The organism is Acinetobacter sp. YH16044, from assembly GCF_013417145.1.
Lineage (GTDB): Bacteria > Pseudomonadota > Gammaproteobacteria > Pseudomonadales > Moraxellaceae > Acinetobacter > Acinetobacter amyesii.
Genome location: NZ_VPEK01000008.1, coordinates 62,087 through 74,609, shown reverse-complemented (window position 1 = coordinate 74,609; position 12,523 = coordinate 62,087). Strand labels below are relative to the sequence as shown.

Annotated in this window: 13 protein-coding genes; 9 read left to right on the top strand and 4 right to left on the bottom strand. The window is 41.7% G+C overall.

Translation table 11 applies throughout. The annotated features are described in order from the left end of the window. Nucleotides 1-5: 5 nt before the first annotated feature. Nucleotides 6-395: a hypothetical protein gene (locus tag FTV38_RS07330; RefSeq protein WP_168378240.1), complete on the bottom strand. Its 390-nt coding sequence runs from the start codon at nt 393-395 to the stop codon at nt 6-8. A 107-nt stretch (nt 396-502) separates the two neighbouring features. On the opposite strand from FTV38_RS07330, the gene FTV38_RS07325 reads away from it, so the two are divergent. Beyond that, on the top strand, nt 503-901 hold the full coding sequence (locus FTV38_RS07325; protein ID WP_078189470.1) for an MAPEG family protein: 399 nt from the start codon (nt 503-505) through the stop codon (nt 899-901). A 115-nt stretch (nt 902-1,016) separates the two neighbouring features. Then, nucleotides 1,017-1,553: an inorganic diphosphatase gene (gene ppa, locus FTV38_RS07320; RefSeq protein ID WP_168378239.1), complete on the top strand. Its 537-nt coding sequence runs from the start codon at nt 1,017-1,019 to the stop codon at nt 1,551-1,553. Nucleotides 1,554-1,655: 102 nt separating this feature from the next. On the opposite strand, the gene FTV38_RS07315 is transcribed toward ppa, so the two are convergent. Further along, nucleotides 1,656-2,951, bottom strand: a complete 1,296-nt coding sequence (locus tag FTV38_RS07315; RefSeq protein WP_180022081.1) for an OprD family outer membrane porin — start codon at nt 2,949-2,951, stop codon at nt 1,656-1,658. Between the two features lie 715 nt (nt 2,952-3,666). Between FTV38_RS07315 and FTV38_RS07310 the strand changes: the two genes are divergently transcribed. Both FTV38_RS07310 and FTV38_RS07305 read left to right on the top strand, forming a co-directional pair. Continuing rightward, nucleotides 3,667-4,443, top strand: a complete 777-nt coding sequence (locus FTV38_RS07310) for a TorF family putative porin (RefSeq protein ID WP_180010702.1) — start codon at nt 3,667-3,669, stop codon at nt 4,441-4,443. A 396-nt stretch (nt 4,444-4,839) separates the two neighbouring features. Then, nucleotides 4,840-5,577: a TorF family putative porin gene (locus FTV38_RS07305; RefSeq protein WP_180022080.1), complete on the top strand. Its 738-nt coding sequence runs from the start codon at nt 4,840-4,842 to the stop codon at nt 5,575-5,577. Nucleotides 5,578-5,620: 43 nt separating this feature from the next. Here FTV38_RS07305 and FTV38_RS07300 read toward each other — a convergent pair whose 3' ends face one another. Together FTV38_RS07300 and FTV38_RS07295 are read right to left on the bottom strand one after the other, a co-directional pair. Beyond that, a complete protein-coding gene (locus FTV38_RS07300) occupies nt 5,621-7,111 on the bottom strand; it encodes a YifB family Mg chelatase-like AAA ATPase (RefSeq protein ID WP_180022079.1) in 1,491 nt (496 codons plus the stop codon). A 66-nt stretch (nt 7,112-7,177) separates the two neighbouring features. Beyond that, complete coding sequence (locus FTV38_RS07295; protein ID WP_078189551.1) at nt 7,178-7,405, bottom strand: accessory factor UbiK family protein; 228 nt, start codon at nt 7,403-7,405, stop codon at nt 7,178-7,180. A 278-nt stretch (nt 7,406-7,683) separates the two neighbouring features. Between FTV38_RS07295 and glnK the strand changes: the two genes are divergently transcribed. From glnK to FTV38_RS07270, 5 genes are all read left to right on the top strand, one after another. Next, nucleotides 7,684-8,022: a P-II family nitrogen regulator gene (gene glnK, locus FTV38_RS07290; RefSeq protein ID WP_067763174.1), complete on the top strand. Its 339-nt coding sequence runs from the start codon at nt 7,684-7,686 to the stop codon at nt 8,020-8,022. A 61-nt stretch (nt 8,023-8,083) separates the two neighbouring features. Next, nucleotides 8,084-9,490 (top strand): ammonium transporter, encoded by a 1,407-nt coding sequence (locus tag FTV38_RS07285; RefSeq protein ID WP_180022078.1) that lies wholly within the window; start codon nt 8,084-8,086, stop codon nt 9,488-9,490. A gap of 138 nt (nt 9,491-9,628) precedes the next feature. Continuing rightward, nucleotides 9,629-10,087 carry a transcriptional regulator NrdR gene (gene nrdR / locus FTV38_RS07280; protein ID WP_067763170.1) on the top strand — a complete coding sequence of 153 codons (459 nt, stop codon included), beginning with the start codon at nt 9,629-9,631 and terminating at the stop codon, nt 10,085-10,087. Nucleotides 10,088-10,123: 36 nt separating this feature from the next. Beyond that, nucleotides 10,124-11,227: a bifunctional diaminohydroxyphosphoribosylaminopyrimidine deaminase/5-amino-6-(5-phosphoribosylamino)uracil reductase RibD gene (gene ribD, locus FTV38_RS07275; protein WP_180022077.1), complete on the top strand. Its 1,104-nt coding sequence runs from the start codon at nt 10,124-10,126 to the stop codon at nt 11,225-11,227. Next, nucleotides 11,224-12,516, top strand: coding sequence for a DNA adenine methylase (locus tag FTV38_RS07270; RefSeq protein ID WP_180022076.1), 1,293 nt, complete (start codon nt 11,224-11,226; stop codon nt 12,514-12,516). The genes ribD and FTV38_RS07270 overlap by 4 nt, the downstream gene beginning before the upstream one ends. The last annotated feature ends 7 nt before the right edge of the window (nt 12,517-12,523 follow it).

Here is a 12,523-nt window from a genome sequence, read left to right as displayed (position 1 = left end):
GCTCATTAAAGCTTGCCTTTATTCATCGACCAGCGATCAAAGTAGCGACGTCCTACTCCAAAAACACCTAAGAAAATAAACATCGCACCGAACTGACGACTAAAGCCGGATTGGTTATAGCTGCCATAGGTTAAAATATTGTCGACTAAACAATACAGTGCAATGACAATGACCCAATGCCAAAGGGGAAGTTGCTTGATGGAAACTGCATAGAATGCAACCCACATGATGACAAAGCTGAAAACAGTCGACCAGACATTTAAGTTGGCGCAGATCACAGCAAGTAAAAATGCAGTCACAGGGATGACGATTTTTAAGGCACGATCGACGCGAAGCTGATGGCGTTTTTGCTCTTCAAGAACTTCAAATAATTGATCTTGATCAGAAGTGCTCATAGAGGATCCTTTCATCTGCCGATTATAAAAACACTATATTTAACAAAAATTATTCACGAAATGCCATGGTATTATAGCAGCCATAAAATCTTCCTGAGAAAAAACACATGCACAGCATCAGTGGGATCATCTATCTCATTTTGGCCGCTTGTTTACTGCCATATGTATTTACATTTATTGCGAAGCGAGCTGCAGGTTTTAAGTCGAGTGATAATCAAAATCCACGTGAAGTTTTAGCGCGCTCTACAGGGTTGGCGAGCCGCGCACATGCAGTGCAGCAAAATAGTTTTGAAAGTTTACCTTTATTTATTGCGGCTATTCTAATGGCCGAATACATGGTGATTCATCAACAATACATCATGACCTTTGGGATAGCCTATCTCGTTTTACGCGTTATTTATGGGCTATGTTATTTAGCCAATTGGGCAACTTTACGTTCAATCATTTGGACCTTGTCGATGTTATGCCCGATTTGCCTGATGTTATTGGTCATTAAATTAAGCTAAATGTTCTGCTTGATGATTAAATTATCAGCATGATCGCTAAAATCACAAAAAAAGCGATAAAACCGTTATAATTGTGCCGGATTAAAAGATTTAACTTTGTTTAAAGAGTGATGCTATGAGCTACAGCAATATCCCAGCGGGTAAAGATGCACCAAACGACATCTATGTCATTATTGAAATTCCTGCAAATGCAGCACCAATCAAATACGAAATCGATAAAGATTCTGATGCGTTATTTGTAGACCGTTTCATGGGTACTGCAATGTTCTACCCAGCGAACTATGGTTATGTTCCAAATACATTATCTTTGGATGGTGACCCATTAGACGTACTTGTGGTAACTCCACATCCAGTAGAGCCAGGTTCTGTAATTCGTTGCCGTCCTGTTGGTAAATTGAACATGGAAGATGACGGTGGTGTTGACGCAAAACTTGTTGCTGTTCCACACGACAAATTGACTCCGCTTTATAAAGATGTTCAAGAATATACCGATCTTCCTGCATTGTTGATCAATCAAATTGAGCATTTCTTCCAACACTACAAAGACTTAGAGCCTGGTAAATGGGTTAAGTTAAGTGGTTGGGAAGGTGCTGATGTTGCGAAACAAGAAGTACTGAGCTCAATTGAAGCTTACCAAGCTGCGAACAAATAATATTGTTTTAAGCTGAGCATCGCTTTTATATGAAAACGATGCTCATAAAAAAACCTGCACAGTGTGCAGGTTTTTTTTCGCTATCTTAGACTAGCTGCGAAATTAAAATAATTTCACAGGGATGTCTAAGAATACACGTAATTCATTGGTGTCAGCCATATATACGTCATTGTATGCTTGGTCTGCACGGTAGTGTGAATAACGTAAACGAAGGCTAGCATCTTTAGCAAAACCTGATTGAACAGTATATTTCACTTGGTTAAAGAATTCGCTTTCTTTAGCATCGTCTGATGTCTCTACACCATCTTTAATAGTTTTGATATCCCAACCGTATACATAAGCAGTCGTCCAATTTAAACCTGGCACGCCGTAATCAGCAAAGTTTAAGTTGTATTGAACTTGTGCCGATTTCTCATGGTTACCAATAAAGTCAGAAAGGTAAGAGTTGGCTACATAAATAGATTGCGCACCGTCAGCATTGCTACCATAGTCATAACCTGTGTTACCAGTGTTTTGTTGGTAAGCCAGCATGACTGAGTGAGCGCCTTGATTTAATGTACCTGCCAATGACCATAGATTATTGCTTCGGCCATCTACATTTGTAGCACCAAGTGATGAAGAAGAGGTTGAAGCGGCTTTGTCCCATTCTGTGTGATAACCACTAAAGTCTAAATTTAAAGAGCGTTTTTCAGCTAACGGAATAGTGTAATTAGCATTAATGTAATGACGATCCAACGCATTTTTGCTATCTAAGCCATAGTAAGATGCATTAAGTTGGTCGTTAAACTTATATTTTGCACCCCAAACCACAGCACGATCTAGATCGTTACCGTCAGAATTAATTTGGTCTGAATATTGGTTTTTAGTGAATTTACCAGCAATAACTTCTAGATTTTCAACTTCATGGCTTGTCGCTAAAACGCCTGTGAAGTATTCAGGTACCATACGTGCTGTATTAGATGCAAGCACTGGAATATCAAGAACTTGGGTACCGTATTCAACAGTAGTATTTGATACTCGAGCTTTAACACTTGCGCCACCACGTGCCCAGTGATCATACGCTGAGCCGTCGTTATGTTGTGGAATCATGCCATTATCAGCATGTTTATTTTCACCGATTTTAAAAGAACCATCGCCGACAACATTGGCACCAAAGCCAACAACACCTTGAGTGAAGCCTGACTCTAATTTCACAATTGCTGATTGTGCAAAAGAACTTGTATCGTCACCGCGATTTACATCTTGTTTATCGCGTTTGATGTAACCTGTACGAAACAATACAGAGCCTTCGGCATCTTCCACAAAGCCTTTAGATTCACTTTGTTCGCTAGCAAAAGCAGTAGAAATAAGAGCAGTGTTTACTAATACTGCAAGTGTCAGTTGTTGAGCTTTAAGCATTGGGAGAGAGCCTCATGCAAATTTAGTTAATATGTAGTGCGATTGTATATTTTTTCTTAAAAAAATCACTATTTTTAATGCGCTTATTACACTAAAGTTAGAAAATGGCCAGATCATTGGTCAATCTGTAATAAGCAAATTTTTCGTATGTTATTGTTGTTTAACAAATAGTTTATTTAAATTGAATATATATTAAGCTAAAGAGAAGTTTATTCATTGCTTATCATAAAAAAATATAAAAAATGGTAAAAACTTTCATTTAACTTGCTGATTTATCATCACTCTTCGCGACAAATTGTGCTGAATCTAAATTCGTATTTTGATCAAAAAGTATATCAATGGTTGAGGTGCATGGCATCTATGTTCAGGCAAAGTAAGCACTGTTGGCGTGTTTTTTGTAAATAGAGAATGACTTTTAGCGAAGTCGTAAGAAATTTTTCCTTAAAAAAACAGTTCAATAAAAGATGATAATAATCGTGATAAATACATATAAATGAATGCATTAAATCATTGTTAAAGACTGGAACACGATAAAAGATATTTTATGAATCAAAAGCTTAGTTTTTACTGTTTTATATAATCTTAGCTTTGTTTTTAAATGATTTAATTTATCAAAATAAGAAAAAAGGGGCTATACAGTGCGGTAAAATCGATTAAAATCGGCGCTAAATTTTACTCAACCCAATCCACGATCGATCCGATGTGGGGACTAAACATGATTCAATTTTATAAAAAAGCAATTTTAAGTATTTTAGTGACCCTAGGTACAGTCCCTGCATTTGCAGAACAAACTGAACAAGCCACAACAGCACAAGGGAATTGGTCTGGAAGTCTGGGCGTGGTAAACAAATATGTGTACCGTGCGAGTGAAGAAAATGATCAAGCGGCATTACAAGCCGGACTTGAATATGCACACAACAGTGGGCTGTTCGCGGGCTATTGGGGTTCTACACTCAACTATGATCCTACGGACGACAGTCAGTCGCATGGTTTTGAACATGATTTCTATGTCGGATATGGACGTGAACTCAATGAAGATTGGAGCTATAAGTCACAAGTGATGGCCTATGTCTATCAAGGTGGCGGTTCAGTTTATAATGACGACCGATCTGAAAAGCGTCGCACGACAGGCGTCGAATTTATTCAGGACATTAGTTATAAAGATTTAACTGCAAGCATGGCTGTATTGTTGTCTGATGTTAATTATGGCAACGCAGGTGATGTATATCTGAATGCTGCTTATAGCTATGCATTACCGTATGATGTTTCATTAAATTCATCGCTCGGCGTTTCTGTTTTTAATGACAGTCACGATGACAGCCTATTAACAACCACAGAAGATGTAGTATTCACTGAAGCACGTTTGGGCTTAAGTAAACCGATTGCAGATACTGGATTTGAAATTGCTGCTGACTATGTATGGGGCGGTAAAGATCGTGAAGGCGAGGAATTAGACGATAACGTTGTGGTTGGATTGACCTATTCTTTCTAACATTAACGAGTTGATCGTATTCGGTCATATTTTTGAAAGTGCACAATGGTGATTGTGCACTTTTTTTATGCATTTTTGAGATCGGTGTTGAAAAAATATACTCAAAAAAGCGCATTTTTAAAATCCTATTACAACTATCAACCCGAAGATTTAAATAATCTAAATAGATGAAAATCTGCATTCTAAAATAAATTAAAGAGAAAAAAGGTCAAATAGGATAATTAAAAAATAATAAATAAAAACAGTAATATATTGGTTTTTGATAAACCAAAATGGTGGCTATTATAAAAAAAATATGCGCTTATTTTTAAACATGGCACAGCGCTTGCTAATACCTCATTGAGTTCAACGAAATAACCAAAAAATACGTCGTCGCACGATGTGGGGGAACAAACCATGAAATTTGCACTTAAAGCTTTATCAATCGCTGTACTAGGAGCAGCATCGACGTTTACATTTGCTGAAGTACCTGCTTCAGAGCATTCTGTATCTGGAAATATCGGCATACTGTCTAGCTATAATTTACGTGGTATTACCAATGTGCCTGAAAATAAAGATGCGACAATCCAAGGTGGTTTGGATTATAGCCATGCATCAGGCTTCTATGCAGGTTGGTGGGGTTCAACATTAAACTATGGTGATGACCTACCGAATGGTTTTGAAAATGATTTTTATGCGGGCTATAACGGTTCAATTAATGATGATCTTGGTTACACAGCAGGCCTAACTTACTACTATTACTATGATATTGATACAAGTGATGCAAACGGTTTAGAAACAATGCTTGGGCTAAGCTATAAAGATTTTGGCTTAACAGCGCAAACTTTGCTTGAAGATGTTTCATGGGGTAATGCAGGTGATACTTATATCAAAGCATCATATAGCTATGCACTTCCTAAAGACTTCAGTCTAGATACCGCGCTTGGTTTATATGCATATCAAGATTCAGGTGATTTTGAAGAAGATTTAGGAACAACAGAAAGCTTTGGTTTCCGTCACTTTGATATTGGTCTAAGCAAGCCTTTAGCAGATACAGGTGTTACCGCAAGCATGAATTACACAGTTGGTGGTTATGACCGTGCGGATGAAAAACAAAAGAATAAAGTCGTATTTGGTTTGAAATACGAATTCTAATTTTAAAAAGCATTAAAAATGGCGACCTTAGGTCGCCATTTTTTTAAGTATTGAGCTGGCTTCGATAGGACAGTGCTTCAGAAACGTGTTGAGCTTGAATGTGTTCACTTTGAGCCAAGTCAGCAATGGTTCTGGCAACACGTAATACGCGATGATAAGCACGCGCAGATAAATTCATTCTCTGCTGGGCTAAGTGTAAAATATTCTGTGCAGTAGCATCCAAAACTGCTTGTTGCTCCAATTGCGTCGGCGTCAGTGCCATATTGGATTTTTGCTGACGCTCTATTTGTAACTCATAAGCTTGAATGACACGATGCCTAACTGTACTTGAGCTTTCAACCTCTTGCGAACTTTGTAATTCATGTGCTGCTAGTGGCGGGACATCTATATGTAAATCAATACGATCTAATAATGGACCTGAAATACGGTTTTGATAGCGTTTAATACTTTCAGCACTACATTGACAGCGGCTGTCTTGGTTGAAGGCATAGCCACATGGGCAAGGATTCATTGCTGCGATCAATTGAAAATTTGCAGGGAAGGTGATTTGACGAGAAGCCCGTGAAATCACAATTTCCTTGGATTCGAGTGGTTGCCGTAACACCTCCAACACCTTTCGATCAAATTCAGGCAGCTCATCTAAAAATAAAACTCCTAAATGTGCCAAGGTGATTTCACCCGGTTTAGGATTTGATCCGCCTCCGACGAGGGCAATCGCAGATGCGGTATGGTGCGGCGCACGAAATGGACGCTGCCCAAAATGATGATTTGCACCTGCAATGGAATAAATACTCGCGACTTGCAAATTTTCTTGCATATCTAAGGGCGGAAGAATGCTGGCTAAACGCGAGGCGAGTAGAGTTTTACCTGTGCCTGGAGGGCCACGAAATAGCAGGGAATGACCGCCAGCCGCCGCAATTTCTAAAGCACGACGTGGTCTCAGTTGACCTTTCACATCAGATAAATCAAAAGGGTAACTGTGTTGATTGGCTGACGATGTCGAGGGGTGGCTGCTGATTAAGGCTGAACGACTCAAATGTTCACATACATCCTTAAAATGCTGCGCAGGAAAGACTTGGAACTCCGGCAGTTGCGCCGCTTCATCGGCATTGAGTGCCGGTAGAATCAGATGATGCCCGATATGCTGACAGGCAATGGCTATACTTAAGATGCCACTGACAGGTCGTAAATAACCATCAAGTGCCAATTCTCCAATAAATTCAAAACCATCTGCTGCATTTTCAGGAAGTTGTCCCGACGCGATCAGAATCCCTAAAGCAATGGCGAGATCTAAACGTGAACCATCTTTGGGTAAATCTGCGGGTGCTAGATTAATGGTCAGACGTTTGGTCGGAAACTGAAAGCCGCTATTAATAATCGCAGAGCGGACACGGTCTTTACTTTCACGGACGGCGGCCTCAGGTAGGCCAACAATGGTCAATGAAGGCAGACCTTGGCTGACATGGACTTCAACTTCAATTTGGGGTGCATTTAAGCCGAGCAAACCCCGAGTATAGATTTTGGCAAAAGACATATTATTGTTCCGTTATGGTGCATTATTTTTAATCGTTATGCGTCTTTTGTTGCACTAAAAAGGTGCTTATTTTTTGTTCTGAATTTTTTGTTCGAGTTCTTCGACGTGTTTCAATAATTCATTTAAACGTAAATTGGCATTATTCAGTGCAGTACGTTGGCGTTCGATTTCTTCTTTCGACACGAGATCCATTTTGCTCACAGCTTCATTGAGTAAGCTGCGAAGATTATGTTCGACGTCTTTTTTCGGCTGATCGATTTGTTCTAATATCGCTTGTAATAAGGTTTCAATCATTGTTTAGACCATCCTCAGTGATTTGGTGGCAGCAGTTTAACATCGCCACATTCATGACCATAGTGCTTTCATTCAAATATGCGTTTAATCGATCAGTAAAATCGTAATTCTTCTAGTAAAAACGTCTATTTTTATAAGCATACGCAAGATTATCCGTATAAAATAGGTTATAAAGAAATCTCATGCTGGGCTGACTATTTTCCCCCGACTGTAGTCATATTGGCATGAAAATTGAACATAAAACCTTACAGGTGAAATAAGCCGAAGGAAAACAAAACATGAAGCTCGTAACTGCAATTGTAAAACCTTTTAAATTAGATGACGTGCGTGAAGCACTCTCTGAAAATGGTGTTCAAGGGATCACTGTCACTGAAGTTAAAGGCTTCGGTCGCCAGAAAGGTCACACTGAACTTTATCGTGGTGCTGAATATGTGGTTGATTTCTTACCAAAAGTAAAAATCGAAATCGCAATCAGTGATGAAATGGTCGATACCGTAATTGAATCAATTACTCGTGTTGCAAGCACAGGAAAAATTGGCGACGGTAAAATTTTTGTAAGCAATCTGGAACAAGTCATCCGTATCCGTACTGGTGAAACAGGTGCAGATGCCGTTTAAAAAATTGGCATGAAGTTTGCTGAGTAGCTAATAACTCAGAAAATCAGGTCGGGGGATACGAATGAAAAAGATGCTAATTGCACTCGGCTTGTCCAGTGCACTTTTAGGTGGTTCTGTTGCGTGGGCTGAAGAAAGCGCAACAGCACCTACAGAAGAAGTCACAGTAGTTGATACTGCAAATACAACAACGCTAAATACAACAGAAGCTGCAGTTCCAGTTGAAGCAGCGCCAGCACCTGCAGAACCAGCACCTACAGAAGAAGAACCTAAGCTCGATACAGGTGATACAGCATGGATTTTAGTATCCACTGCACTTGTTTTACTCATGACAATTCCCGGTTTAGCATTGTTTTACGGCGGTATGGTCCGTAAGAAAAATGTACTCAGCACCATGGCACACAGTTTTGTTGCTGCGGGTGTCGTGAGTTTAACGTGGGTGATTGTGGGTTATACCTTAGCATTTGGTGAAGGCAATGCCTTTATCGGTAGCTTAGACAAATTTATGTTGTCGGGCATCACCACAGAAGCCTTGTCCGGTACGATTCCAGAGATTCTTTTTGTTATTTTCCAAATGACATTTGCCATCATTACCGTTGCCATTATTAGCGGTTCGATTGCAGAACGTATGAAATTCGGTGCTTTCGTTGCGTTCATCGCAATTTGGAGTGTCGTGGTTTATGCACCAATTACCCACTGGGTATGGGGCGGTGGTTGGTTAGGTAACGACGGTGCGCTTGATTTTGCGGGTGGTACGGTTGTTCACATCAACTCAGGTGTTGCGGGTCTCGTTGCAGCGTACATGCTTGGTAAACGTATGGGGCTTGGCCGTGAATCTATGGCACCACATAACCTAACGCTAACTGTCATCGGTGCAAGCCTTGTATGGGTAGGTTGGTTCGGTTTCAACGGTGGTTCTGCACTGGGTGCAAATGGTTCCGCTGGTTATGCATTGGTGGTAACACAAGTTGCAGCAGCGGCAGCAGCAGTGGCATGGTTAATTACTGAAAAAGTGGTTCGTGGTAAAGCGTCTGTCTTGGGCGGTGCTTCTGGTGCGGTAGCAGGTCTTGTGGTGATTACACCTGCGGCAGGTTTCGTAACCGTTGGCGGCGCTTTAGCGATGGGTCTGATCGGTGGTGTGGTTTGCTTCTGGGGGATTACTGCGCTGAAACGTGCGTTGAAAGCGGATGACTCTTTGGATGCGTTTGGTCTACATGGTGTAGGTGGTATCGTGGGTGCGATCCTTACAGCATTCTTTGCCAGCGAATTCATCATGGGTGATAAAGCACCGAGCAACTTAATGCATCAATTATGGGTTCAAGTCGAAGGTGTACTAGCGACAATTGCTTACTCAGCTGTGATGACATTCATTATCTTGAAAGTGATTGATCTAGTGATTGGCATCCGTGTTGAAGCTGATGACGAACGTATGGGTCTAGACTTAAGTCAACATGGCGAACGTGTAGAATAATAAGATCACAGTAAATCAATATATTGTGTAAAACAGCCCGAAAGGGCTGTTTTTTTTCCATATCTAGCGTAAAGCTCTACAAATTTCAAAATTTTTGCTACACTCTAAATCCATTCGGATTTGTTCAATTTAACCGCTATGCATTGTCCATTTTGCAACGCTGAAGACAGTAAAGTGATTGACTCACGTCTTGCTGCTGAAGGCTGTCAGATACGCCGCCGCCGTGAATGTATTAGTTGCGGTGAACGTTTTACAACTTTTGAAAGCTATGAAGTGGTGATGCCGCGTGTCATCAAGTCTGACTCAAAGAGCGAACCTTTTGATGAAGCCAAGCTCCGCCGCTCGCTCATGCATGCCTTGCAAAAGCGTCCAGTAACGCAAGAGCAAATTGAAACGGTACTCAGTGATATTCAATTGCAAATTCGCCGTTTGGGTGAACGTGATGTGAAATCACGCACCATTGGTGAAATTGTCATGCAGTCATTGTTCGCTTTAGATCATGTGGCTTATGTACGTTTTGCTTCTGTGTATCAAGACTTCCAAGATGTAGAAGCTTTTCGTCGTCAAATTGAACAAATGCAGCAGCGTGAGCACTAATGCACATCTGCTTCCATTTTTATCATGAGTGATTACATGTCTGAGTTAGATCAAGTGACGTTGCAGCAGCATCAACAGTGGATGCGGCGTGCAATTGCATTGGCACAGCAGGGGCAATACAGCACGCGTCCTAACCCCAATGTAGGCTGTGTGATTGTCAAAGACGGTCAATTGGTTGGTGAAGGCTTTCATCCAAAAGCGGGTCAGCCGCATGCAGAAGTCTTTGCAATGCGTGATGCAGGTGAGGCCGCACGTGGCGCAACCGCTTATGTGACTTTAGAGCCATGCGCACACTATGGACGTACGCCACCTTGTGCCAAAGGCTTGGTAGAAGCAGGTGTTGCTCAAGTCGTTGTGGCCTGTCCCGATCCGAATCCATTGGTTGCGGGTAAAGGTGTACAAATCCTACGTGATGCTGGCATTGAAGTGATTACGGGTATTTGTGAAGCAGAAGCGCATCAATTGAACTTGGGTTTTTTAAAAGCCATGGCGAGGGGCATGCCTTATGTCCGCCTCAAAGTCGCATCGAGCCTTGATGGGCGAACAGCCATGGCTTCAGGTGAGTCTAAGTGGATTACGGGTGCAATGGCGCGACAAGATGTACAGCATTGGCGTGCGATATCAGGTGCTGTGATTACTGGGATTGAAACAGTATTAGCCGATGATTGCTTACTCAACGTACGTCAGCTCGATGACGCTGTTGACATGCGTAACGTGGTTCAGCCGAAACGTATCGTGCTAGATCGTCAAGGCCGCTTGCCATTAAGCGCAAAAATATTGCAGCAACCTGAAACCGTGATGGTCATGGGGCCATATCGTCAGGAACTTGCTGACTTGGGCGTGGTACAATTTGAAATTCAGCCTTTGGCCGATCTGTTAGCAGCATGCGTTCAACAGTTTCAAATTTATGATGTACTTGTGGAAGCTGGTGCGACACTTTCGACCGCTTTCTTACAAGAACATTTGATCGATGAAATGATCAGTTATGTTGCACCGACCTTGTTGGGTCAGTCAGCACGTGCGATGTTTAATGCGGAATTTGACCGCATGGCAGAGCAGCTTCGATTTAAGCTGAAAGATGTCACTCAATTGGGTGATGACATCCGCTTAAGGTTAATCCCTTCTCAAGAGACGCTATGAATTCAGAGTCTACGGTTTATCACAAACGTCGTCATGCGGCTCGTACCACAGACGAATATCTTTTCCATCAGTTGGTTCCTTATTTGGGAAACAAACGCCGCCTATTACATCTGATTTTAGAAGCACTTGAGCAAACGGGAACCTTAAAACGCGAAGATGGTCGTGCGCCGATATTTGCAGACTTTTTTGCAGGTTCGGGTGTGGTATCACGGTTGGCTCGTCAAAACGGCTATCGTGTTATTGCCAATGACTGGGAACCCTACAGCCATGCCTTGAACAGCGCGATTCTCTCTTGCGTTGAAGCACCTGCTTTTAAAGAGTTGGGTGGCTATCAGAAAGCGATTGATTATCTGAACCGTTTGCCAGAAGTTAAAGGTTGGGTGACCCATAACTTGTGTCCACGTAATGATGAAATCTACGATCCGGCACGTGACCGTTTATTCTTTAAACGTCGTAATGGTATGCGTATCGATGCGATTCGTCAGCAAATTGCAACTTGGCAGGCTCAAGGCGCGATTGATGATGTGGAAATGAGTGCTTTGTTGGCACCGTTATTGTATTCAGCAAGTTTTGTCAGCAATACCAGCGGTGTATTTAAAAGCTTTCATCATGGTTGGGGTGGTAAAACCCAAGCAGCCTTAGATCGTATCGGTTCATTGTTATGGCTGACCCCAAGTCGTTTTTGTGAAATTGGTGATCCGAAAAAAACCGCTGCTGAAATGTGGTGTGTCGACGCACAGCATTTGGCCAATCAAATGAGCGGCTTTGAAGTAGATGTGGCTTATCTCGATCCACCATATAACCAACATGCTTATAGCAGTAACTACCATGTGTTGAATGCCTTAACGTTATGGGATCAGGTGGATTTACCAACACCAGACACCAAGGGTTTTAAGAGCGGAATCGATCGTGCATGGCGAAAAGAGCGTCCAAGTCCATATAATTCTTCGAAGCATGCGAAAGAAGCTTATGAAAAATTATTAGAAACCATCAATGCACGTTACATCCTGACGAGCTATTCAACCGATGGTAATATCAGCGCCACAGATTTGTTACAAGCCAATTTAAAACGTGGTCGAGTAAGCTTATTGACGCAAGATGTGCCACGTTACCGTGTGAGCAAGCAGCGTCAGTCTGAACGTGCGCGCGTACTAGAGTTTATTGTCATCACGGATACGCATGCCAAATCAGGTCCACCGATCCGTCAGTTGTTGAGTCAATTGCACCATTTTGCAGAATTAGGTGGTGTCGATACCTCTGGTGTGAGTACGCAACTTGATTTGTGGTAAAAATCAT